Origin of the sequence: Asticcacaulis aquaticus (assembly GCF_028550415.1) — a bacterium.
Classification (GTDB): domain Bacteria; phylum Pseudomonadota; class Alphaproteobacteria; order Caulobacterales; family Caulobacteraceae; genus Asticcacaulis; species Asticcacaulis aquaticus.
In genome coordinates this window covers 231,461-253,547 of record NZ_JAQQKX010000004.1, presented here as the reverse complement: position 1 = coordinate 253,547, position 22,087 = coordinate 231,461, and the positions used below count along the sequence as shown (strand labels likewise).

Sequence of the window (22,087 nt, the reverse complement as noted above, 5' to 3'; positions counted from 1 at the left end):
CCGCAGGCCCATTCCTGCCGGGCTTTAAGTCTGTGAGGCCCGATCAGTTCGGGAAGGGGCCCTGTTTGCAGACGGCAAAGGATTTTGCCGCTGAGATTCGCCGTTCAGGCGAGGTATATCATACGATCAGGGCCCGACACTCTGTGTCAGGCCCTGACGTTTAGTAAGACTTAGCGACGCAGACCCAGGGTCTCGACGATCGCCTGATAGCGCGCCACGTCGGTGTTCTTGAGGTAGTCAAGAAGACGGCGACGCTGCGAAACCATTTTCAGGAGGCCGCGGCGGCTGTGGTTGTCTTTCTTGTGACCCTTGAAGTGCTCGGTCAGGTTGGCGATACGCTCGGAGAGGATCGCAATCTGGACTTCTGCCCCGCCCGTGTCGCCTTCGCTACGGCCGTGGGTCTTGATCAGTTCGGCTTTACGCTCGACAGTGATCGACATCGTATGCTCCTTTTCGCAGGGTCTATGCCGCTGCCTAAGAGTTGAGGTTAAGGATGCGCGTGGGGTAAAATTGCCCCAAACGCAATTCGCCCAAAGCCACGATCTGACCGTCCTTGTGCGCCCAGAGGGTGCGCCCGTGCTCTGATTTTCCCGATTGTGCTCGGATTTTCAAAGCCGCCTCCGCCGTTTCCGTGCGGGAGAAGGACAGGGCGATATCGCGACCCTGTTTGAGCTTAGCGGCCTCGTCTTCCGTCACAGGCAGCGCCGGGATGTCGTCCAGCGCCGTCTCAACGGCAAGCAAAGCCTCGAAAGCGGCGTCTCTATGCCTCAAATCCTCAAGCTTTTCCACCCCTGAGGACAAATTTAAATTGAAACCACCGACCTGTTCACGGCGCAAAACGCTGACCACGCCCAGCACGCCAAGTTCAAGCGCCAGATCGCGGGCGATGGAGCGGACATAGGTGCCCTTGCCGCAGTGGAGGCGGAACTCGGCCTCGTCGTCGGAGACCATGCGTTCCAGCGTCAGGTCGTGCACGGCGACAGGCCGCGTTTCCAGCTCGAACTCGACGCCTTCGCGGGCGAGGTCATAGGCGCGCTTGCCATCGATCTTGATCGCGGAAAAGGCGGGCGGGGCCTGTTCGATCTCACCGATGAACACCGGCAGGATGTCGCGGATTTCGGCCTCGGTCGGGCGCAGGTCGTTTTGCTCCAGCACCTCGCCTTCAAGGTCGTAGCTGGCGGTGCGCAAACCCCAGCGGACGGTGAAGCGATAGACCTTGTCGGCTTCCATCAGATACGGCACGGTCTTCGTCGCTTCGCCCAGCGCGATCGGCAGGATGCCCGAGGCCAGGGGATCGAGCGTCCCGGCGTGACCGGCTTTCTGCGCGTTATAGAGGCGCTTGATGAAGCTGACAGCCTGAGTCGAGCCCATGCCGAGCGGCTTGTCGAAACAGACCCAGCCGCTGACCTCGTCGCCTTTTTTCTTGCGTGCCATGTTTTACCTTGTGGTCGGTTGCGGCGTGAACGGAAGGCCCCCACCACCACATCTCAATCGCTACGCGATCTCGTGCGGTCCCCCTCCCCGACCGTTTTCTTTGCGTGGATAAACCGAGAAACGGTCAGGGAGGTATGAAGGAAGATACTCCTTATCAATACCTCCCTGCCGTCAGCGCTTCAGATAACACACAAAGAAAGGCGGCGGGGAGGGGGACCGCACGACGCCGCGTTTACGCGGCTAGATGCGGTGGTGGGGGCCAATGACCCTCAGCGCTCAGTCCTCGTCCTCATCGTCCGAATGCCGCAGATCGCGCGCAATTTCCGGACGCAGGAACAGGGCATCGATGCGCGCCGCCTCATTGAAGCTCTCGTCGTGCAGGAATCGCAGGTCCGGCGTGAACTTCATGTCGATCATCCGCCCCAGAATGCCGCGCAGATACTTGGCATGACGGTTGAGTGCCTCGACCGCCGGGGCGATCTTGTCCTTGGAAATGGTCACACCGCCAAGGCCAGCCCCCAGCGGTTCGACGAACACGGTGGCGTGGCGCAGGTCCGGCGAGCAGCGCACTTCGGTGATGGTGATCGACACGCCCTGCAGGGCTTCGTCGTGCAGTTCTTCTTCGCGCAGGATCTCGACCAGCGCGTGACGGACCAGTTCGCCCGCGCGCAACTGGCGCTGGGACGGTCCAAGGGTTTCGGCCTTGTGACCCTTACCCGATTTGTGAGTTTCGCGTTTCATCCGCGCTGTATAAGCTTTTTTCGCAGATTTTCTATCGAAATCTATCCGCCGACAAAGCCGCGCAACGGGACATAGAGCCCCAGCCGGTTCCACGCCGCCGTCTGCATCAGGGTCCGCAGCCACGTCACATAGGCCTGCGCCATGGCGAACGACAGTTGCGCATAGGCCATGACCATGCGCGTGACCGCATCGTGTTCAGGCTCATTGACGGGCGCTTCCACGACCTCGACCGGCTGAAATTTCAGCGGTTCGGCCTCCGGTTCGGGCACCACCGTAAACCCATCGAGCATATGCGAGAGATAGGCACTCAGGCCTTCGCCGTCATAGGTATTGAGCGCGGCCTCGGCCTGAACCTGACGACCCGCGTCGTGGGCATAATAGGCGAGAATAGCCTGACACACCGCCACGTCGTAGCAATACTGACGCCGGCCCTGATAGGTCAGGATCGTATGGGCGGCGGCGCGTTCTTCATTGACCGCCGCCAGACGCGTCTTGATCGTCTGGATGCGCGGTTTATCGAGCATCCAGTCACGACTGATCGTACCGATGTGGGCGTTTTGCACGCCACACAACCGCGCCAGACCGCGCTGCGTCAGGTAATGCGACCCATCCGACAGACGCCCCATGCCGATGCCGTTCACCTCGGCATACTGCACGATATAGAGGTTCGAGGCCGGCGTTTTCACCCGGCGTTTGCGTGTCGATGCGGTCTTGGCCTTCGGCATGTCTGAACCCTCCCGGACCCGGACATTGCAACGCGAAGGCGATCTTCGCAAGTGCGAAATCAGCGAAAGACGCCTAATTAAAAACGATGGTTTTGCCGCCATTGATGATGACGCGCCGTTCCGCATGCCAGGTCACCGCGCGCGCCAGCACCCGGGCTTCGATATCCTGCCCGATGGCGACCAGTTGCTCCGGCGTGTGCCCGTGGTTCACGCGCTGCACGTCCTGCTCGATGATCGGGCCTTCGTCGAGGTCGGACGTCACATAGTGCGCCGTCGCGCCGATGATCTTCACGCCGCGCTGATGCGCCTGATGGTAGGGCTTGGCGCCCTTGAACGACGGCAGGAACGAGTGGTGGATATTGATGCACTTGCCCGACAGGGTACGGCTCATCTCGTCCGACAGTATCTGCATGTAGCGCGCCAGCACCACCAGATCGGCCTTGTGCTCATCGATCAGGCTCAGGAACTGCGCCTCCTGCTCGGCCTTGGTGTCCTTCGTGATCGGCAGATGCACATAGGGCAGGCCGTTCCACTCGACAAATGACCGCATGTCCTCGTGATTCGACATCACCGCTGCGATTTCGACCGGCAGCAAGCCCGAGCGCCAGCGATGCAGAAGCTCGTACAGGCAATGGCCGAACTTCGATACAGCTATAATCACACGCGGGCGAACGCTGAGATTATGGATGTCCCATTCCATGCTGAAGCGGTGCGCGATCGGCTTGAAGCCTTCGCGCAGGATCGACATCGGCGGCATTCGCGGCCCGGCCTGTTTGAACACCACGCGGACATAGAACATGTCACCGCCCGCGTCGTTGAACTGATTGGATTCAACAATCGAAATGTCGTTGTCGTTCAGATAGCCCGACACCGCCGCGACGATACCGCGCGTATCGGGGCATTTGATGATCAGGACGTAATGGGACGGGTCGAAAAAGGTCGTATCGGGCACAAGCGCATTCCAGAGGTTTGTCCCGCTATAGCAGGTAAATCTTGCGAAAAGTCAAAGGTTACAAATGAAAGAAAAAGGTGTGGGGTCACAGACCCCACACCCCATAACTGTCAGAGACACCCAAGCCCCAAAAGCATTCGGCCCGAAACAAGGCCGGGCCAAATCCTTTTGATAGACTAGAGAGTCCGCTTGATCTCTTCGACCGTAAAGCACTCGATGAAGTCCCCGGCCTTGAGGTCCTGGAAGCCATTGAACGCCATACCGCATTCCTGACCCACGACCACCGAATTGACCTCGTCCTTGAAGCGCTTGAGCGTCGAGAGGACGCCCATTTCCTGAATAACAACGTTGTCGCGCAGGATACGGACGCGGGCGCCCTTTTCCACGCGGCCTTCGGTAACCCGGCAGCCGGCGATCTTACCGACCTTCGAGATGTCGAACACCTGAAGCACCTCGGCATTGCCGAGGAAGGTTTCGCGCTGGATCGGCGCCAGCATGCCCGACAGAACGCCCTTGATGTCGTCGATCAGGTCGTAGATGATCGCGTAGTAACGGATTTCCACGCCTTCGCGTTCGGCCAGATCGCGCGCCTGCTTCGAGGCCCGGACGTTGAAACCGATGATCGGCGAGTTCGAGCCCTTGGCCAGTTGCACGTCGGACTCGGTGATCGCACCGGCACCCGAATGGATGATACGGGCGCGAACTTCGTCGTTGCCAACCTTTTCCAGCGAGCCGATGATCGCTTCGGCGGAACCCTGCACGTCGGCCTTGACGATGAGCTGAAGCTCCTTGACCTTCTTTTCGGCCAGCTTCGACATCATGTCGGTCAACGACACGGCGCCCACCGGGGCCATCGTCTTTTCACGCTTCACGCGCAGACGATACTCGGTGATTTCACGGGCGCGCGCATCGCTTTCGACCACGGCGAAGGCTTCACCGGGATCGGGCGCGGCGTCAAGGCCGAGGATTTCCACCGGCTGCGACGGACCCGCTTCGGGTAGTTGCGCGTTGCGTTCGTCGATCAGGGCGCGGACGCGGCCCCACGACGCACCGGCCACGATGATGTCGCCGCGCTTGAGCGTACCGCGCTTGACTAGAACCGTCGCCACCGGGCCACGGCCCTTGTCGAGCTTGGCTTCGATGACCACGCCTTCGGCGGTGCGGTCCGGATTGGCGCGCAGGTCGAGGACTTCGGCCTGCAGCAGGATGGCTTCGATCAGGTTGTCGAGGCCCTGACCCGTCTTGGCCGAGACTTCGATGATCTGCGTGTCGCCACCCAGCGCTTCGACGACGACTTCGTATTGCAGAAGTTCGTTGATGACGCGCTGCGGATTGGCGTCCGGCTTGTCCATCTTGTTGACAGCCACGATCATCGGGGTTTTGGCCGCGCGAGCGTGGTTGATGGCTTCGATGGTCTGCGGCATGACACCGTCATCGGCCGCCACGACCAGCACCACGATGTCGGTCACGTTCGCACCACGGGCACGCATGGCCGAGAAGGCGGCGTGGCCCGGCGTATCGAGGAAGGTGACGCGGTCGCCCGACGGCACCTTGATCTGATAGGCGCCGATATGCTGGGTGATGCCCCCGGCTTCGCCCGAGGCGACGTCTTCCTTGCGCAGGGCGTCGAGCAGCGAGGTCTTACCGTGGTCGACGTGACCCATGATGGCGACGACCGGCGGACGAACGATGGTATCGTCGTCGTGGTCTTCGGCATCGATGAAGCCTTCCATGACGTCGGCTTCAGACACGCGCTTGACGGTATGGCCGAATTCGGTGGCCACCAGTTCGGCGGTATCGGAATCGATCACGTCGTTGATCTTGAGCATCATGCCCTGCTTCATCAGCATCTTGATGATGTCGACGGCGCGGACAGCCATACGGTTGGACAGTTCCTGAACCGTGATGACATCGGGGATGACGACATCACGCGACACGCGGGCCTGTTCGGTCGTCGTGCCCTTGCGCTTTTCGCGTTCACGCTCACGCGCCCGGCGGACCGAGGCCAGCGAACGCATGCGGTCGGCGGCACCCTCGTCGTCACCGACAACGGCTTGCAGGGTCAGGCGGCCTTCGCGGCGCTTGGGCTCACCGCGGGTCTGCGAGACGGCCTTGGTCGGCGCGCCGGCCTTGCCGCGCTTGTTGCGATCATCGTCGTCACCGGCACGAGCACCCAGCGGGCGACCGGCGGGCGTGCCGCGCGAAGAGCGGATACGGTCGACTTCGGACACCGACGGGGCGTTCGGGGCGACACCGGCGGGGGCACGCGGCGGACGCGGCGAATTGGCCGAGTAACGAACGGTTTCACCGGCGGGACGCGGACCACGGTCGCCCTGAGGACGGGGTCCACGATCGCCCTGAGGACGATCGCCTTGCGGGCGGTCACGATTGCCATCACGATTGAATGGCGGGCGGTCGCCTTGCGGACGATCACGGTTGAACGGCGGACGATCGCCCTGAGGACGGTCACCCTGCGGACGCGGGGTGCGCTCACCATAGTTGCCTTGCGGACGGTCACCTTGGGGGCGCGGCGTACGTTCGCCATAGTTACCCTGGGGGCGATCACCTTGCGGACGGTCGCGGTTAAACGGCGGACGGTCGCCCTGAGGACGGGGACGGTCGCCGTATTGACCTTGCGGACGTTCCGTGCGCGGACCACGATCGTCGCGGAAGCCTTCACGATGACCTTCGCGCGGCGCGCGCTGGGCCGGACGCGACAGAGCTTCTTCGATAGGGCTCTTTTGAACGGGTTGCGGCGCGGGCTCGGCCGCGCGCGGCGCTTCGACCGGGGCCGAAGGCGCAGCCGGTGCCGGTTGAGCCGGTTGCGGCGCAGGCTCGGCGGCGCGACGCGCGGCCTCTTCACGGGCGCGGACTTCGGCAGCGCGACGGGCATCGGCTTCGCGGCGTTCCTGATCCTGACGGGCGGCCTCGACGACGCGGTTGCGGCGTTCGACCTCTTCCTGGCGCAGACCACCGAGGTTACCACCAGCGGCTTGCGGACGCGGAGCCGGACGCGGACCGTTGTTTTGCGGCTGACCCGACGGCGCACCTTGCGGACGCGGCTTGGCCAGATTGCTGTCGGCGGTCGGACGCGGCGCGGCGTTCGCGCTGCCCGGAGCGCCCGGCGGCGGCGTGCCGATACGGCGCTTGGTTTCCACCACCACCGTCTTCGAACGCCCGTGGCTGAAGCTCTGCTTTACGGTGCCGGTGGACACGTTTCCACCGGTCCGCGGCTTGAGGCTCAGCGGCGCGCGGGTATTGTCGCCCTTTTGGGCATCGGTCTTATCGTCTTTCGGGTCGCTCATTCAGCTTGCTTACTTAAACCTTGATGAAACCGCGATCGGTTTCGTTTCGGACAAATTCGGAATACGAAAATGGGGCCGTGAAAATTCACCGCCCTGATAGTCGCATTCTCAACTCAATTAAAGGGCCTTTCGCGCCATTTCGCAGGAAACAGCGGTTGGAACCCGCTCAGGCGCGTAATCTCTTTCGAAAAGGCCTGAGACCGACGCCCTTCGACAATGGCGGCGTGTATGACATTTTCCAGTCCCAAAGCCAAACTCAATTCGTCGTTCGTGAAGATTCCGCAGATATTAACCGGCGGGGTTTGCGAAAATGCGACAGACAGGAGCTTGTTACGACCGTCTTCGGCACCGTCGGCGGCTTCGATCAGCCAGGCGGCCCGGCCAGCGGCGTGAGGCTGGCTCCTGCCTAATTTAAGCGCTGCGGCGACTTTTTCAAACCCCGTCAGCAAATTTCCTTCGCGACGCGCCAGACCGAGCTGATCGAGCACGCGTTTGCGGATCAGGTTCGGCACCATGTCGCTCAGTCCGTCAGGGGCTTTCACCTGACGTTTGGCGGCGCGCGAAAACAGGTTCTTTTTGATGGCCAGCGCCAGACTGTCGGCATCGGCCTTGAGCCATAAACCGCGACCGGGCAGGTTTTCCTTGAGGTCGGGCACGGCAAAACCGTCTGGCGACACGACAAACCGGATCAGGCCGTCACGCGCGAACGCCGTATGCGAGGCGATATCGCGCCGCGTGGTTTCGACAGGCAAGGTCGCATCCTGAGGCGTTTCCGCCTCAGGACTATCTTCGGTCAGATCGACGAGGGTCTCATTGTTCGGAGTCGGCGTCACTGATTTCGCCCTCCTCTTCATAAGACTCTTCGGCTACCTCTTCCGGTGCTTCGATCCAGCCGGCGGCGATACGCGCGTTGAGGATCAGGTTTTCCGCATCCGGCACCGACAGCGAGAAGGCTTCCAGCGCACCGGCGACGCGAACGCGCTCGGCACCGTTCTGTTCAAAACCGCCACGCAGTTCGTCGGTCGCCAGATCAGCGAGATCCTCGACCGTCTTCACGCCGGCTTCGCCCAGAGCGACGGCCATGGCCAGCGTGATACCCGGCACGTTCAGAACCTCGTCTTCGACACCCAGTTCGGTCCGCTTGGCGTTCTGCTCGGCCTGTTCGCGCTCAAGGAAGTCGCGCGCACGGGCTTGCAGTTCCGAGGCCGTGTCTTCGTCGAAGCCTTCGATGACGGCGATCTCGCCCTGATCGACATAGGCCAGATCTTCGACCGTGGTGAAGCCTTCGGTAACTAGCAGCTGGGCGATGACTTCGTCGACATCGAGCGCTTCCTGGAACAGGGCGGTGCGCTCGGCGAATTCTTTCTGACGGCGTTCCGAATCCTGCGACTCGGTGATGATGTCGACCTGCCAGCCGGTCAGCTGCGAGGCCAGACGCACGTTCTGGCCGCGACGGCCGATGGCCAGCGACAGTTGTTCATCCGGCACGACCACTTCGACGCGGTCTTCTTCTTCGTCCAGCACGACCTTCGACACTTCGGCCGGGGCCAGAGCGTTGACGATGAAGGTGGCTTCGTCCGGCGACCACTGGATGATATCGATCTTTTCGTTCTGCAGTTCGGCGACGACGGCCTGAACGCGCGAACCGCGCATACCGACGCAGGCGCCGACCGGATCGATCGAGTTGTCGTTCGACAGAACCGCCATCTTGGCGCGCGAACCGGCGTCACGGGCAACCGACTTGATTTCGATCACGCCGTCATAGACTTCGGGGACTTCCTGCGCGAACAGCTTGGCCATGAAGCCGCCGTGGGCGCGCGACAGCATGATCTGCGGGCCCTTGGTTTCGCGGCGCACGTCGTAGATATAGGCGCGGATGCGGTCATTGACCTGAAAGGCTTCGCGCGGGATCGACTGATCGCGGCGCATGATGCCTTCGCCCCGGCCCAGATCGACGATGACATTGCCGTATTCGACGCGCTTGACGGTGCCGTTGACGATTTCGCCGACGCGGTCCTTGAATTCGTCGTACTGACGGTCGCGCTCGGCTTCGCGCACCTTGTGCGTTACCACCTGACGGGCCATCTGCGACTGGACGCGGCCCAGTTCGAACGGCGGCAGGATTTCCGGATATTCCTTACCGACAAAGGCTTCCTTGTCGTCGCGCAGGGCGTCGGTCAGGGTACGCTGGGCGTATTCGTTCTCGATCTCGTCGTCGGCGACGACCGTCACGTAGCGGGTGATGGTCATTTCGCCGGTGCGCGGATCAACAAAGACGCGGATGTCGTGTTCCGCGCCGTAACGCGAACGGGCGGCCTTTTGCACCGCTTCTTCGATCGAGGCCAGGACGACCGACTTGTCGATCGACTTTTCGCGCGCCACGGCGTCGGCGATTTGCAGCAGTTCCTGACGGTTGGCGCTGATTCCGGTAAAGCTCATGTCACTTTTCCTATTTTAGTTCGGCTTGTTGTCGTCGGATTCGTCATCGAAATCCGCGTCGTCAAAATCGTCGTTATCGGCATCTTCGAAGTCGTCATCCTCTTCGTCGCCGAAGTCCACGTCGTCTTCAAAATCCTCGTCGTCCTCATCCTCTTCCTGATCGCGGCGGGCGGCGGCCTTTTCGGCGCCCAGCTTCATCAGTTCGTCGTTGAGCACCAGCTTGGCGTCGACAATCCACGCGAACGGGATCATCGCGGTGTCTTCTTCGTCCTCAAGGTCGATGGCGATATATTCGCCGTCTTCCGTCCCGGCCAGCGTCCCGCGGAAGCGCTTGCGCCCCTCGGCCAGACGATCGAGCTCCAGACGCGCGACCAGCCCCTGATAGGTGTCGAAATCCTTGAGACGCGTCAGCGGGCGGTCGATGCCAGGCGATGAGACTTCGAGGATGTATTCGCCCGAAATCGGGTCGGTCTCTTCGAGATAGCCCGACACGGCACGCGACAGGCGGGCGCACTGATTGACGCTGATCTCGCCATCGGTCTTGCGCTCGGCCATGATTTGCAGACGACGCGCACCGCCGGGCTTGTTCGAGCCCATCAGGCGCACGCGCACGATGTCGAGGCCCAAAGTTTCGGCAATGGGGTCGAAAGCTTCGATCAGCTTACGGTCTTCGGTGGTTTTCGCGCGCAACAGGTGTTCCTTTGGTTCTTCCGATTGGGCAACAAAAAAGCGGCTGGCCTTCTGAAGGGCCGCCGCCGTGGCCAGTGGCCGTTCGGACGATGTTGGAGCGCTTATAGACCCTTGAGGTCAGATTGCCAAGGTAAAATAAGTTTTAGCCACGGATATACACGGATGCGGCGGCATACCGCCGCTACACGGATGGATCGCAGTAATCCGTGTTCTCACTTGCACGATCCATGGCCAAGTTAAAATTTCACAGGATACAGCGCGAAGTATTCCTCCGGCACATGCAGGGTGAAGACATGACCCGTATAGGTCATCATCATCACATAGGTCACATATCCGCCGATCCCTACCGTCAAAACCAGCAGCATCCACGACACCGGACGCAGGGTTTTCTTGAAGATATCGAACAGGATGCAGCCCATATGAACGAACAGGGCGAAAATCGCCAGCGCATAATAGGGGATCAGGACGTACATCCACCCCGTCTGCATCAGGCCCGCGACGATCAGATAGATATTGCTGTCGAGATTGAACACCTGACGCACAGCAAAGATAAACGCTACGTGGGTCAGGGCGAAAAAGGCGATATAGACGCCTGACGCGGCCTGAAGCTGATGAAGGAAGTCTTTCTTTTTGGCCCAGATTTCGCGCGCCAGCGCCCAACCGGTCAGGATTTGCAGCAAAAAGGCCAGCAGCACGACCATCTCGACCACTGGATGTCGATAGGCCATGCGCGCCACGGTCATGAAGGTGATGTGCGTCTCTAAGTCCTGCAAGCCGATCAGGTGATTGGCCATGTGCAGACACAAAAACGCGAACACGAACCCCGCCGAAACCTTATGCAGGCCTTCCATAACCTCAACACGCCCCCATTAACTATGGTTAACGATGGCGCATTCCGGGCGCGGCGTCCATGCCCGAATGATCGGACAATTACGGCTGTGGTAATTTCGCGTCAGATTCGCGGTTTGCGATAAAAATCAAGAAAAACCGGGGCGCAATCACCCAGCTTTTTCTCTTCGTAGCGGGTGGTGACGTGATCGGCGGGCGGCACGTTCCATTCCGCCGGGGTCTGCGCGGTCCACTCAAAGTCCGGATGCGCCGTCGCGCGCTCCAGCGTCCAGTCGGCATAGTCGGCCCAGTCGGTCGCAAAGCGCAGACGCGCGCCGTCCTTCATGACGCGGGCCAGCGCATCGAGCGTCTCAGTCTGGATGAAACGGCGCTTGTGGTGACGAGCCTTGGGCCACGGATCGGGGAACAGGATGAAGACCTTGTCGACGCTTTCGGCATTGAGCTTGTCGATCACCGGGCGCGCATCACCGGGCATGACGCGGACATTGCTCAGATCCTGCTCTTCGATATGGCGCAGCAGGGAACCGACACCATTGAGGAACGGCTCGAAACCGAGGATCAGGGCTTGCGGATTGCGGCCCGCCTGCGCGGCCAGATGCTCACCGCCCCCGAAACCGATCTCCAGCCACAGTTCCGAGGCACCATTGCGCTCGCCGGTATTGATGGCGTCGATGCGGGCATCGGTGATCTCGATTTCCGGCAGTAGCGTGTCGAACAGGTCAGCCTGACGCGGTTTCAGCGTGCGCGACTTGATGCGTCCAAAGGAGCGCATGGGCCCCCAGGTGGTGGCGGCGGCGGGTGTGGTTTCGTCGGTCATGCTTACCTTCCTTCTCCCTGAGGGAGAAGGTGGCCCATCAGGGCCGGATGAGGGGGAATGGTTGAACCGTGCTCATATCTGACAGTTCCCCCTCACCCCAACCCTCTCCCTCAAGGGAGAGGGGGTTTTACGGATAAGCCGCCCCTTTAAAACGCACCCTTCAGCGCGTCAACCAGATCGGTGCGTTCCCACGAGAAACCACCGTCGGCATCGGGCGTACGGCCGAAGTGGCCATAGGCCGTCGTGCGCTCATAGATCGGCTTGTTCAGACCCAGATGCGTGCGGATGCCGCGCGGCGTCAGACCACCGATCAGTTCCGGCAGGATCGCTTCCAGCTTCGCTTCGTCAACCTGACCCGTGCCATGCGTGTCGACATAGAAGCTGAGCGGCTTCGACACGCCAATGGCGTAGGAGACCTGAAGCGTGCAGCGCTTGGCCAGACCCGCCGCGACGACGTTTTTCGCCAGATAGCGCAGGGCGTAGGCCGCCGAACGGTCGACCTTGGTCGGGTCCTTGCCCGAGAACGCGCCGCCGCCGTGCGGGGCCGCGCCGCCGTAGGTGTCAACGATGATCTTGCGACCGGTCAGGCCGGCATCGCCGTCCGGGCCGCCGATGACGAAGTTGCCGGTCGGGTTGACGTACCATTCGGTTTCCGGCGTCACCATGCCTTCCGGCAGGACGTCGAGGGCATAGGGCTTGATGATCGCTTCGACATCCTTCGGGCTCAGGCCGTCCTTATGCTGATGCGAAACCAGCACCTTGAGGATGCGACTCGGGACGCCGTTTTCGTACTGCACCGTCACCTGCGACTTGGCGTCGGGCTCAAGACGGTGTTCGCCCGCATGACGCGCTTCGGCCAGGCGGCGCAGGATGTTGTGCGACCACTGCAGCGGCGCCGAGGTCAGTTCCGCCGTTTCGTCCGTGGCGTAACCGAACATGATGCCCTGATCGCCCGCGCCTTCGTCCTTATTATGACCGGCGTCGACGCCCTGTGCAATATCGGCGGACTGGGCGTGCAGGTGGCAGGCATAGTCGGCCAGCTTCCAGTGGAAACCCTTCTGCGCGTAGCCGATATCCTTCACCGCGGCGCGGACCTTGTCTTCGAGGCCGTCGATGATGTCGCTGATCTGATCGTCACCGGCGCGAACTTCACCGGCCAGAACGATGCGGTTGGTCGTGACCAGAGTCTCACAGGCGACCCGCGCTTCCGGATCGGCGCGCAGGAAGGCATCGACCACGACGTCGGAAATGCGATCGGCGACCTTGTCCGGGTGGCCTTCGGAGACACTTTCGGAGGTAAAGATATAGGACGGACGCATGGGGGTACTCCGGTTTCGGTTCCCGCCACTCATATAAACATATCTTTATATGATCAAGTCGTTTTGATCATCGTTTTGATTTCCGGGCACGAAAAAGCCCTGTCCGTCCACCTGACAGGGCTTTTCGACTTTCTATCACGAAACCTGAAGGGGGATCAGGCGTCGTCGTCTTCGGCCAGGGCCCGCACCAGTTCGAGAATGCGGCGGCGATGCTTGGCATTCTTGATGCGCGGGAAGGCTTCGGCCAGTTCGATGCCTTCGGTGGTCATCAGGAACCCGTGTACGAACTGCTCGGACTCGGACTCCGAAAAGCCTTCGATGGCCTCGGATTCGCCGTAACCTTCGAAGAAGTAGGCCACCGGGGCCTTGAGCGCGCGGGAGATTTCATAAAGCTTCGAGGCGCTGATGCGGTTGGAGCCGCGTTCGTATTTCTGCACCTGCTGAAAGGTAAGGGCGATGGTTTCCGCCAGACCTTCCTGAGACATCCCCAGAAATTTCCGACGCATTCTTACGCGGGCACCTACATGTAAATCGACCGGATTCGGACTACGGTCCGTTTTTGAGATATCGTCCAACTTTGCCTCTTTTTATACAAGTTTCCGAAGCCAGAAATGCAACTTCGGTATTTCTCGGTTTTGTCCTCGACACCGATCCGGACACCGGCGGCAAGGCGCTCCCTTATTGATTTCTTTTGCTAACCCTTACGAAAGTCGCAATTGCGGTCGGAATCAAGCAAAAAAGACCCACAAGGAACAGGTGCGCGTATCGCGAGAAAGCATAGGGGGTAAGTTTTACCGGTGCCGGAAGAAGCACATCGCGGAAACCGGCTTCCCCGATGTTAATATCTGAACCCTTTATTATACGTCCTAACGGGTCGATCATGGCTGATACACCCGTTGGGGTTGATCTTACCATAGGTAAACCTTCTTCGATAGCACGATAACTCGACAGGTTGAGATGCTGGACCGGACCGGTTGTCGGACCGAACCAGGCATCATTGGAAATATTTACGATCCATTGTGGCCTTTGCGTGTCATCTGTACCCTTGAAGGTTTCAGATGACAGGGCCGGAAACAGACCTTCGTAGCAGATGAGCGGTAAGAACCGCGGTATATCGTCGATTTCTACTGAATGTGTACGCTTCCCGGCGGTGAATCCATCGCCGACATGTACCAATTCTTTGATGCCTACTTTTTCCAGGGTTTTTTCAAAGGGTAAAAACTCGCCGAACGGCACGAGTTTGAATTTCGAATAGGCGACGCGCACCTGAGTTTCACCCGCATGACGATGCAGCGACAGCAGGGAATTTCGCCACACGACGCCTTTTTGCGAATCTATATCCTGATGATAGGCCCCCCACAGGAGCGTTTGATCCTCCCTGAGTAACCCGCCGAAAACTTTTGCAGTTTCAGATTGTGGGTCAAGCAGGTTTTCCGCTGAGTCCGGCAGGGCCCCTTCGGGCCAGATCACGATCCGGGGATAGGGTGGGTTATCACTATTTGTTTCTGATTGTAAAATTTCGCGTTTTACGGGTGCATGAGTCATGGCGGCATAGCCGTCAAGGACGCGCATCAGCGCGCCTTCGGTCCACTTGGCCCGCTGACCGACATTCGGCTGGACGATTCGCACGAGGGTATCGGTCGTGACGACCGAGGTCGTGGCCAGCCTGACCGAGCCATAGATCAGGCCCGCGCACAGTATCGCCGCCGATGTCAGGACGGGTAGCTGTCCGCGCCAGCGCATGCGGAACGATCCCTGCCCCCAAACGGTGACCGCAAGGCTGGAAAACACCGCCACGGTCACCAGGCTCAGGCCGTAAACCCCGAACAGGGCCGCCAGCTGCGACAGGGCCGATCCGGCTTTCCACGTCGCCCCGGCGGGGTTCCACGGAAATCCGGTCAGGATCGTGCCGCGCAACCACTCGAAGCCGCAGAACAGGCCGACAAAAAACAGCCAGCGCAACACATGATCGGGCCGGAAACGGCGATACAGCGCGAACGCCGCGCCCCAGAAGAGCGCGATCCCCGCCGGCAGCAGGGTCACCGCGAACGGCGCCATCCAGCCCTGATTTTCGGCATCGACCAGAAAGGCCTCCGCGACCCAGAAACAGCCGACCAGGAAATAGGCAAAACCGGCCCACCAGCCGATGGCGAAGGCTTTTCGCAGGGGTTTCGGTCCAAGATCCTGATCGAGGCTCCACAGCAGAACCGTGTAGCCGAAAAGCCCCGGCAGGAAACCGAACGGCGGCTGGGCCAGCCCGATCAGCAATCCCATAAGCGCCGCCTGACGTTTGGGCCCCACAAAGCGCCGGTAAAGTCCCAGCGACACGCTCAGCGTTTGGGCGCTCCGTTCCGTCAGGTTCATCAGGCTTCGTCCGTGGTTTGTACAGTGTCCGTCTTATGGCGATGCAGGCGCAAGCGCCGGATATGACGCGCATCCGCATCGATAATTTCGATATCTATGCCGGCCTCGGCATGAGGAATGATCTCACCCATTTCAGGAATCCGGCCCGCCAGAACCGTGACCAGTCCCGCAAGCGTGTCTATCTCTTCCTCGCTGTCTTCGGGATAAAGCGTCAGATCGAGACGCTCTTCAAGCGTTTTCAGTTCGACGCGCCCCCCGACCTCAAGGGTGCCGTCGGGCATCTCGTGCAAGTCGTCGGCCTCTTCGTCGTCGTATTCGTCGGCGATATCACCCACCACCGCTTCGAGCAGGTCTTCGAGCGTAACCAGCCCGTCCGTACCGCCGAATTCATCGATGACCAGCGCCATGTGCGAGCGCTCGACCTGCATCTTGAGCAGCAAATCGGACGCCGACATCGAGCCCGGCACGTAAATCAATTCGCGGCGGATGCGCGACAGAACCGGTTCAGTCCAGTCGGGTGTCTCTCGCCCTTCTTCCGGCGCCAGAATTTTCAGCAAGTCCTTGATGTGGATCAGCCCCACCGGATCATCAAGCGTCTCGCGATAGATGGGCAGGCGCGAATGCTCACTGTCGATGCAGACGCGGATCAGCTCGGCCAGCGTGGCCTGTAGCTCGACGCCGATAATATCGACGCGCGGCGTCATGACATCGGACACGCGCAGATTCTGAAAGGCGCGGGCATGGTCGATGAGGTCGGTCGAGGGGTTTTCCTCGTGCAAACTCAGGCCTTTGTCCTCTTCGGACGGCCCGATCAGGCCGAACAGGTTGAGGAGGGTTTTCTTTGGCTTCGCAGCGGTTATGTCGCTGCTACTGTCAGGCTCCGGCATGGTTTGCATTTATCCAATATTTAAGTATGGGTCGGCGATGCCGAGGCCCTTCAAAATCTGCCGTTCGAGGTCTTCCATTTCCTCAGCTTCGGCGTCGTTCAGGTGATCATAGCCCAGAAGATGCAAGGCCCCATGCACACTCAGGTGCGCCACATGGTCTTTCAGCGTCTTGGACTGTTCCTTCGCCTCGCGCACGCAGGTCTCGAACCCGAAAGCGATGTCGCCCAGATGCGGGTGCATCATGTCGGGCGCGGGAAAGGACAGGACGTTGGTCGGGGCGTTCTTCTGACGGAACTCCTTGTTGAGCGCCTTCATTTCCGCGTCGTCGGTCAGAAGGACGACGATATCGAGCTGCTCTTTCGCCCCCAGATGGGCAAAGGCGGCTTCGATGGCCCCGGTCACCACGCCAGATACCTCCGGCAGGACTTCGGTCCAGTCGTCGTGCTCGACTTCGATATCGATCAGGGGGGCGAAATCAGTCATTCTGTTCACTGTCGTAGGCGCGCACGATCCGCGCGACCAGTTCGTGACGCACCACGTCATCGGCGGTCAGGCGCGAAATCCCGACGCCCTTCACATCGCGCAGCAGGCCGACCGCATGCGCCAGACCCGAGTCCGACGGCCGCGGCAGATCGACCTGCGACGGGTCGCCGGTGACGACCATCTTCGAGCCTTCGCCAAGGCGCGTCAGGACCATCTTCATCTGCTGTTTCGTCGTGTTCTGCGCTTCGTCGACAATGACATAGGCATTGCTCAGCGTCCGCCCGCGCATATAGGCCAGCGGTGCGACCTCGATCTCGTTGCGTTCGCGGCGGCGCTTGAGGCCGTCGGCCCCTAAGATATCGTCAAGCGCCTGCCAGATCGGCATCAGGTACGGATCAACCTTCTCATTGAGGTCGCCGGGCAGGAAGCCGAGCTTTTCACCCGCCTCGACCGCCGGACGCGTAATGACCAGACGATCCACCGCGCCCTTGAGCAGCAGCGACGTGCCGTGCGCCACGGCCATGAAGGTCTTGCCCGAGCCCGCCGGGCCGAGGCCAAACGTCAGGTCGTTGCGCAACAGTTCCTTGTAATAGGCCGCCTGCCCTTCGGTCTTCGGTGCAATCGCGCCCTTACGGCCCATGACGATGACGTGCGATTGCCCATGATGGTCGGCCCAGACGGGGGATTTGCCCGTCGGGTTCTGGATCAGGGTGCGGACATCGACCTCACTGATATCGACGCCTTCGTCGTAGAGTTCCGACAGGGCGTTGATAATGACGTGGGCGCGCTGACGGTCGCGCACCTTGCCCGTCACCTGAAAACCGCCGCCGGGGGTTTCGATCAGGACGTGGTACGCGCCCTCGATCAGCGCCAGATAACGCTGCGACGGGCCTGACAAGGCCAGGACCTTGTCTTCGTCCAGTTCGATGAAGTCGTCCGTGGCTAAGCTCATGCCAGCTCTTCTTTGGCGTAAACCTTTTCCAACTCGCCGATCAGCGAGTTATTGCCCAGCCCGATAATCTTGACCGGCACGATCTGACCGATCAGGTGGGCGGCGTCTTCGGCGAAGACCGAGTGCAGCCACGGCGAGCGGCCGATGGCCTGCTGGTTATGACGGCCCAGTTTCTCGAACAGGACGTCGATGGTCTGACCGACCAGTTCGGCCTTGAAGGCCTGCTGCTGCTCGATGATCAGGGCCTGAAGCGCCTTGAGGCGGGCGTCGGCCACGGCCTCATCGACCTGACCCGGCATGGATGAGGCCGGGGTGCCGGGGCGCTTGGAATATTTGAACGAGAAGGCCGAGGCGTAGCCGACCGTGCGGATCAGGTCCATCGTGTCCTCGAAATCCTTGTCCGTCTCACCCGGGAAGCCGACGATGAAATCGCCCGACAGGGCCAGACGCGGATTGGCCGCCTTGATGCGCGCGATCAGGTCGATATAGGCCTGACGCCCATGCTTGCGGTTCATGGCGCGCAGGATCTTGTCGGAGCCTGACTGCACCGGCAGGTGCAGGTACGGCATGAGCTTCGGATTGTCCGCATGGGCGCGGATCAGTTCGTCGGTCATGTCATTGGGGTGCGAGGTCGTGTAGCGGATGCGGTCGAGGCCGGGGATTTCCGACAAGGCTTCCATCAGGCGCGGCAGGGTCGATTCCTGACCCGTACCGTCGTCGCCGTTGAAGGCGTTGACGTTCTGACCCAGAAGGGTGACTTCGCGCACGCCTTTTGACGCCAGAGACCGCGCCTCTTCGACGATCGAGGCGACCGGACGCGACCATTCGGCGCCACGCGTATAGGGCACGACACAGAAGGTGCAGAACTTGTCGCAGCCTTCCTGCACGGTAAGAAACGCCGTCACGCCGGTGACGTGTCGCTCGCTCGATAAGGCATCGAACTTGTCTTCCGGCGCGAAATCGGCACTCAGGCGCTCGCCCTTGGCGCGGGTGGTACGTGCGATCAGCTCCGGCAACTGGTGATAGGCTTGCGGCCCGATAACCAGATCGACCGCCGGGGCGCGATTCATGATCTCCTGCCCCTCGGCCTGCGCCACGCACCCGGCGACAGCGATCGTCATCCGGCCTTCGCCGCGGGCTTCCTTTTCGCCGCGCAGTTCCTTCAGGCGACCGATCTCGGAATAGACCTTTTCGGCGGCCTTTTCGCGGATGTGGCAGGTATTGAGCAGGACGAGGTCCGCGCCATCGGCCTGATCGGATACGGCATAGCCCAGCGGGCGCAGAAGATCGACCATGCGCTCGCTGTCATAGACGTTCATCTGACAGCCATAGGTTTTGATGTGCAGCTTTTTCAGCGCGGCGGGGGATGCGGTTTCACTCATGCGGTGCTTATGAGGTTTTGCCCTCGCTTTTTCAAGAGCCGGGACCCGAAATTGTCCACAAGCACAGGCATGGGGCATAGACAAAGGTCGATAGGTGACGGTGGCCGAACGCGATGATATCCCTGAGCGCACAAAACACAGGGATTGCGCGATGACTTTGAAACACCTGACCGCTACGGCGTGTGTGCTGGCCATGCTGGCGTCCGGGACGGCCGCCGCCGAACGCTTCGATATCGCGATTACGGTCGATGACCTGCCCGCCCACGGCCCCTTGCCCAAGGGCATGACGCGCGACGGTATCGCATCGTCCTATCTGGCGACGCTCAAGGCGAACAAGGTGCCCGAAGCCTACGGTTTCGCCAATCCGTCGAAGATGACGACGGAGCCCGGCAGCGGCGTCGTACTCGACCTGTGGCGCAATGCCGACTATCCGCTGGGTAACCACACCCTTACCCATATGGGGCTGGCGAAAGCCCCGTCTCTGGCGGCGTGGCTGGCCGATCTCGAAGCCGGTGAGCCCGAAGTCGCCAAACGCATGGATGGCTGGACGTGGAAGGTGCTGCGCTTTCCGTTCCTGAATGCCACGGCCAATGACCCGGCCCGCCGCGCCGGGGCGATGGCATGGTTGTCCGAGCACGGCTATGCGATCGCCGAGGTAACGGTGAGTTTCGACGACTTCGCCTATACCGACGCCTATGCCCGCTGTCTGGCCAAGGGTGATACGGCGACGATAAAGGCGATGGAAGTTCAGTACTTCAAACAGGTCGATGACGGTATCGTGCGGATGAAAGCCTTGTCGCAAAAGGTCTATGGCCGGATGATCCCGCAGGTTCTGCTGACGCATCTGGGCGGCTGGAGCGCCCATACGATGCCGGTGGTCATGCAAAAGCTGGATGCCGCCGGGGCGCGCTATGTGACCTTGTCTCAGGCCCAGTCGGATGCGGCCTACCGAGAGGCGGATCCTTTGCGTGGCAATGGTCCGATGATGGAGCGCGCGGCGAAGCGTAAAGGCATAGCCATCGACGAGGTGATCAAACCCGCGCCGACGGCGAACGTCAAAGAGCTGTGTAAATAGTTACTTCTCGTCGTCGAGCGGGACGCCGTAGAGTTCGAGCTTGTGCCCGACCAGCTTGAAGCCCAGCTTCTCGGCCAGGGCGGTTTTCAAAGCTTCGATCTCTTCGTCGAAAAATTCGATGACCTGACCGGTCTTGATATTGATCAGGTGATCGTGGTGGTCGTCGCCGGCCTGTTCGTAGCGCGAACGGCCATCGCCGAAATCGTGGCGTTCGACGACGCCGGCCTCTTCGAACAGGCGCACGGTACGATAGACGGTCGCAAGAGAGATGTGGGGATCAACGGCCGCCGCGCGGCGGTACAGTTCCTCGACGTCCGGATGGTCGGTCGCCTGCGACAGGACGCGGGCCACGACGCGACGCTGATCGGTCATGCGCATGCCTTTTTCGATGCACTGCTGTTCAATCCGGTCCATGCGGCCCTCCCGTTCTGCTGCGACGGCACGTCGCATGGTTTTCAATTAGAGCGCATTCCGAAAAGTGTCCAACGGTTTTAGGACTCAAATGCGCGACAAAAACTTAGTTCCCATGAATCGCAAGGCTCAAGATGCGCGCATCGACCGGCGGACCGTTGCGGCGGCTGTAATAGGCCTTGCGCTTGCCGACCGTCTGAAAATTCAGGCCTTCGTAAAAGGCGATGGCAGCAGGGTTATCGAGCGCCACCTCAAGGAACAGACTACGCGTGCCCTTGAGTTTCAGATGCCCTAAAAGGTGTTCCAATAGGGCCTGCGCATGGCCCTGACGACGTGCAGCGGGATCGGTAGCGATGGTCAAGATTTCAGCTTCGTCGGCGATTTCAGCTGATAAAACAAATGCTTGCAGGTTATTTTCGGTATATAAACCCCACAAAACATGGTGGGGCTTGCTCAAATATTCCAAAAACTCGGAATCTTTCCAGCCAAAATCGAAGCTTTGGGCGTGGATTTCCACCAAACGAGGGTCGAATTCGCGTATTTGGTGAATATGCTTCATATTTTTCAGAACTGTTTCGGATCAGAAATCGAAGCTGATAACGGCCTTGTTCGATACCTTAGCGTCAGCATCGCGCATGTAAAGCGGCGTCAGATCGTCATAGGCCTGCGTATCGGCAAAACAGAGCGCTGCCATGGCCGAAAGATCGGGTAGAGCCGCCGGTATGACCTCAGCCGACGGGAAGATATCGGCCAGATATCCGGCGCCAGAGCCGATGATGAGATCGGGTGGGGTCAAGGCTTCGACCTCGCTCAGATCGTTGATATCAAAGGATTTAGCGTCATAAGCATGACCCTCGGTATCCAGCGTTTGCAGGTATAACTGGCCACGCCCGGCATCATGGGCAACCAGTCGCGTCCGGCCATCGAAATCCGCGCGACGACCCATCAGTTCGAGCGTGAAAAAACCGCGCAAGGGGAGGTCCAACCCTCCGGCCATACCCTTGGCGAAGGACAGACCGACGCGTAAACCGGTGAATGACCCCGGTCCCAACGTCACGCCGATGACGCTTAGTGCCTTCGGTATAGTTCCACTTTTTTCGAAGCTTTCAGCGACCGCTGGGCCAATGAATTCCTGATGCCCGCGGGTCATTTCCTCGCTACGGATAAAGAGCGGCGTTACGGTCGTACCGTCGTGCGAAAACAGCCCTACCTGACAGGCATTGAGCGCCGTATCGATCACCAAGGCGTAGCGGGTCATCCGG

22 protein-coding genes are annotated in these 22,087 nt (G+C 60.5%); 1 reads left to right on the top strand and 21 read right to left on the bottom strand.

Annotated features, from left to right (window positions below; translation table 11 throughout):
- Nucleotides 1-170: 170 nt before the first annotated feature.
- From rpsO to miaB, 18 genes are all read right to left on the bottom strand, one after another.
- Nucleotides 171-440: a 30S ribosomal protein S15 gene (gene rpsO, locus PQU92_RS07370; protein ID WP_272747570.1), complete on the bottom strand. Its 270-nt coding sequence runs from the start codon at nucleotides 438-440 to the stop codon at nucleotides 171-173.
- 34 nt (nucleotides 441-474) lie between these two features.
- Complete coding sequence (gene truB / locus PQU92_RS07365; RefSeq protein ID WP_272747569.1) at nucleotides 475-1,434, bottom strand: tRNA pseudouridine(55) synthase TruB; 960 nt, start codon at nucleotides 1,432-1,434, stop codon at nucleotides 475-477.
- Between the two features lie 276 nt (nucleotides 1,435-1,710).
- Nucleotides 1,711-2,175: a 30S ribosome-binding factor RbfA gene (gene rbfA / locus PQU92_RS07360; protein WP_272747568.1), complete on the bottom strand. Its 465-nt coding sequence runs from the start codon at nucleotides 2,173-2,175 to the stop codon at nucleotides 1,711-1,713.
- A 41-nt stretch (nucleotides 2,176-2,216) separates the two neighbouring features.
- The gene (locus PQU92_RS07355) at nucleotides 2,217-2,900 is read right to left on the bottom strand and encodes a hypothetical protein (RefSeq protein WP_272747567.1); all 684 of its coding nucleotides are present in this window, start codon (nucleotides 2,898-2,900) and stop codon (nucleotides 2,217-2,219) included.
- A gap of 73 nt (nucleotides 2,901-2,973) precedes the next feature.
- On the bottom strand, nucleotides 2,974-3,852 hold the full coding sequence (gene purU, locus PQU92_RS07350) for a formyltetrahydrofolate deformylase (protein WP_272747566.1): 879 nt from the start codon (nucleotides 3,850-3,852) through the stop codon (nucleotides 2,974-2,976).
- A 176-nt stretch (nucleotides 3,853-4,028) separates the two neighbouring features.
- On the bottom strand, nucleotides 4,029-7,157 hold the full coding sequence (infB, locus tag PQU92_RS07345) for a translation initiation factor IF-2 (protein WP_272747565.1): 3,129 nt from the start codon (nucleotides 7,155-7,157) through the stop codon (nucleotides 4,029-4,031).
- 113 nt (nucleotides 7,158-7,270) lie between these two features.
- Complete coding sequence (locus PQU92_RS07340) at nucleotides 7,271-7,990, bottom strand: RNA-binding protein (RefSeq protein WP_272747564.1); 720 nt, start codon at nucleotides 7,988-7,990, stop codon at nucleotides 7,271-7,273.
- Nucleotides 7,968-9,596, bottom strand: a complete 1,629-nt coding sequence (gene nusA, locus PQU92_RS07335) for a transcription termination factor NusA (RefSeq protein ID WP_272747563.1) — start codon at nucleotides 9,594-9,596, stop codon at nucleotides 7,968-7,970. Before nusA ends, PQU92_RS07340 begins: the two co-directional genes overlap by 23 nt.
- Nucleotides 9,597-9,611: 15 nt before the next feature.
- A complete protein-coding gene (rimP, locus tag PQU92_RS07330) occupies nucleotides 9,612-10,286 on the bottom strand; it encodes a ribosome maturation factor RimP (protein WP_438263810.1) in 675 nt (224 codons plus the stop codon).
- 236 nt (nucleotides 10,287-10,522) lie between these two features.
- Nucleotides 10,523-11,137 carry a hypothetical protein gene (locus PQU92_RS07325; RefSeq protein ID WP_272747562.1) on the bottom strand — a complete coding sequence of 205 codons (615 nt, stop codon included), beginning with the start codon at nucleotides 11,135-11,137 and terminating at the stop codon, nucleotides 10,523-10,525.
- Nucleotides 11,138-11,238: 101 nt separating this feature from the next.
- Nucleotides 11,239-11,952, bottom strand: a complete 714-nt coding sequence (gene trmB, locus PQU92_RS07320) for a tRNA (guanosine(46)-N7)-methyltransferase TrmB (RefSeq protein WP_272747561.1) — start codon at nucleotides 11,950-11,952, stop codon at nucleotides 11,239-11,241.
- 146 nt (nucleotides 11,953-12,098) lie between these two features.
- Nucleotides 12,099-13,271, bottom strand: a complete 1,173-nt coding sequence (gene metK / locus PQU92_RS07315; protein WP_272747560.1) for a methionine adenosyltransferase — start codon at nucleotides 13,269-13,271, stop codon at nucleotides 12,099-12,101.
- A 155-nt stretch (nucleotides 13,272-13,426) separates the two neighbouring features.
- The gene (locus tag PQU92_RS07310) at nucleotides 13,427-13,846 is read right to left on the bottom strand and encodes a helix-turn-helix domain-containing protein (protein ID WP_272747559.1); all 420 of its coding nucleotides are present in this window, start codon (nucleotides 13,844-13,846) and stop codon (nucleotides 13,427-13,429) included.
- Between the two features lie 103 nt (nucleotides 13,847-13,949).
- Nucleotides 13,950-15,635: an apolipoprotein N-acyltransferase gene (gene lnt, locus PQU92_RS07305; protein ID WP_272747558.1), complete on the bottom strand. Its 1,686-nt coding sequence runs from the start codon at nucleotides 15,633-15,635 to the stop codon at nucleotides 13,950-13,952.
- Nucleotides 15,635-16,522, bottom strand: a complete 888-nt coding sequence (locus PQU92_RS07300) for a CBS domain-containing protein (protein WP_272747557.1) — start codon at nucleotides 16,520-16,522, stop codon at nucleotides 15,635-15,637. The genes lnt and PQU92_RS07300 overlap by 1 nt, the downstream gene beginning before the upstream one ends.
- A gap of 9 nt (nucleotides 16,523-16,531) precedes the next feature.
- Nucleotides 16,532-17,005, bottom strand: coding sequence for an rRNA maturation RNase YbeY (ybeY, locus tag PQU92_RS07295; RefSeq protein ID WP_272747556.1), 474 nt, complete (start codon nucleotides 17,003-17,005; stop codon nucleotides 16,532-16,534).
- Complete coding sequence (locus PQU92_RS07290) at nucleotides 16,998-17,957, bottom strand: PhoH family protein (protein WP_272747555.1); 960 nt, start codon at nucleotides 17,955-17,957, stop codon at nucleotides 16,998-17,000. The genes ybeY and PQU92_RS07290 overlap by 8 nt, the downstream gene beginning before the upstream one ends.
- Complete coding sequence (gene miaB, locus PQU92_RS07285) at nucleotides 17,954-19,339, bottom strand: tRNA (N6-isopentenyl adenosine(37)-C2)-methylthiotransferase MiaB (protein ID WP_272747554.1); 1,386 nt, start codon at nucleotides 19,337-19,339, stop codon at nucleotides 17,954-17,956. Before miaB ends, PQU92_RS07290 begins: the two co-directional genes overlap by 4 nt.
- Before the next feature lie 151 nt (nucleotides 19,340-19,490).
- Here miaB and PQU92_RS07280 point away from each other — a divergent pair, with 151 nt between their 5' ends.
- Nucleotides 19,491-20,414, top strand: a complete 924-nt coding sequence (locus tag PQU92_RS07280; protein WP_272747553.1) for a polysaccharide deacetylase family protein — start codon at nucleotides 19,491-19,493, stop codon at nucleotides 20,412-20,414.
- On the opposite strand, the gene PQU92_RS07275 is transcribed toward PQU92_RS07280, so the two are convergent.
- The 3 genes from PQU92_RS07275 to tsaB all read right to left on the bottom strand — a co-directional run bounded on the left by PQU92_RS07275 (nucleotide 20,415) and on the right by tsaB (nucleotide 22,083).
- Nucleotides 20,415-20,828 carry a Fur family transcriptional regulator gene (locus tag PQU92_RS07275; RefSeq protein ID WP_272747552.1) on the bottom strand — a complete coding sequence of 138 codons (414 nt, stop codon included), beginning with the start codon at nucleotides 20,826-20,828 and terminating at the stop codon, nucleotides 20,415-20,417. It abuts the gene before it with no gap.
- 103 nt (nucleotides 20,829-20,931) lie between these two features.
- Nucleotides 20,932-21,384: a GNAT family N-acetyltransferase gene (locus PQU92_RS07270; RefSeq protein WP_272747551.1), complete on the bottom strand. Its 453-nt coding sequence runs from the start codon at nucleotides 21,382-21,384 to the stop codon at nucleotides 20,932-20,934.
- A 21-nt stretch (nucleotides 21,385-21,405) separates the two neighbouring features.
- Nucleotides 21,406-22,083, bottom strand: a complete 678-nt coding sequence (gene tsaB / locus PQU92_RS07265; RefSeq protein ID WP_272747550.1) for a tRNA (adenosine(37)-N6)-threonylcarbamoyltransferase complex dimerization subunit type 1 TsaB — start codon at nucleotides 22,081-22,083, stop codon at nucleotides 21,406-21,408.
- Nucleotides 22,084-22,087 lie beyond the last annotated feature (4 nt).

Bases quoted from the DNA above. Each gene is read 5' to 3' on its own strand.
- rpsO (WP_272747570.1), bottom strand. From the start codon at position 440: ATGTCGATCACTGTCGAGCGTAAAGCCGAACTGATCAAGACCCACGGC.
- truB (WP_272747569.1), bottom strand. From the start codon at position 1,434: ATGGCACGCAAGAAAAAAGGCGACGAGGTCAGCGGCTGGGTCTGTTTC.
- rbfA (WP_272747568.1), bottom strand. From the start codon at position 2,175: ATGAAACGCGAAACTCACAAATCGGGTAAGGGTCACAAGGCCGAAACC.
- PQU92_RS07355 (WP_272747567.1), bottom strand. From the start codon at position 2,900: ATGCCGAAGGCCAAGACCGCATCGACACGCAAACGCCGGGTGAAAACG.
- infB (WP_272747565.1), bottom strand. From the start codon at position 7,157: ATGAGCGACCCGAAAGACGATAAGACCGATGCCCAAAAGGGCGACAAT.
- nusA (WP_272747563.1), bottom strand. From the start codon at position 9,596: ATGAGCTTTACCGGAATCAGCGCCAACCGTCAGGAACTGCTGCAAATC.
- PQU92_RS07325 (WP_272747562.1), bottom strand. From the start codon at position 11,137: ATGGAAGGCCTGCATAAGGTTTCGGCGGGGTTCGTGTTCGCGTTTTTG.
- trmB (WP_272747561.1), bottom strand. From the start codon at position 11,952: ATGACCGACGAAACCACACCCGCCGCCGCCACCACCTGGGGGCCCATG.
- metK (WP_272747560.1), bottom strand. From the start codon at position 13,271: ATGCGTCCGTCCTATATCTTTACCTCCGAAAGTGTCTCCGAAGGCCAC.
- lnt (WP_272747558.1), bottom strand. From the start codon at position 15,635: ATGAACCTGACGGAACGGAGCGCCCAAACGCTGAGCGTGTCGCTGGGA.
- PQU92_RS07300 (WP_272747557.1), bottom strand. From the start codon at position 16,522: ATGCCGGAGCCTGACAGTAGCAGCGACATAACCGCTGCGAAGCCAAAG.
- ybeY (WP_272747556.1), bottom strand. From the start codon at position 17,005: ATGACTGATTTCGCCCCCCTGATCGATATCGAAGTCGAGCACGACGAC.
- PQU92_RS07290 (WP_272747555.1), bottom strand. From the start codon at position 17,957: ATGAGCTTAGCCACGGACGACTTCATCGAACTGGACGAAGACAAGGTC.
- miaB (WP_272747554.1), bottom strand. From the start codon at position 19,339: ATGAGTGAAACCGCATCCCCCGCCGCGCTGAAAAAGCTGCACATCAAA.
- PQU92_RS07280 (WP_272747553.1), top strand. From the start codon at position 19,491: ATGACTTTGAAACACCTGACCGCTACGGCGTGTGTGCTGGCCATGCTG.
- PQU92_RS07275 (WP_272747552.1), bottom strand. From the start codon at position 20,828: ATGGACCGGATTGAACAGCAGTGCATCGAAAAAGGCATGCGCATGACC.
- PQU92_RS07270 (WP_272747551.1), bottom strand. From the start codon at position 21,384: ATGAAGCATATTCACCAAATACGCGAATTCGACCCTCGTTTGGTGGAA.
- tsaB (WP_272747550.1), bottom strand. From the start codon at position 22,083: ATGACCCGCTACGCCTTGGTGATCGATACGGCGCTCAATGCCTGTCAG.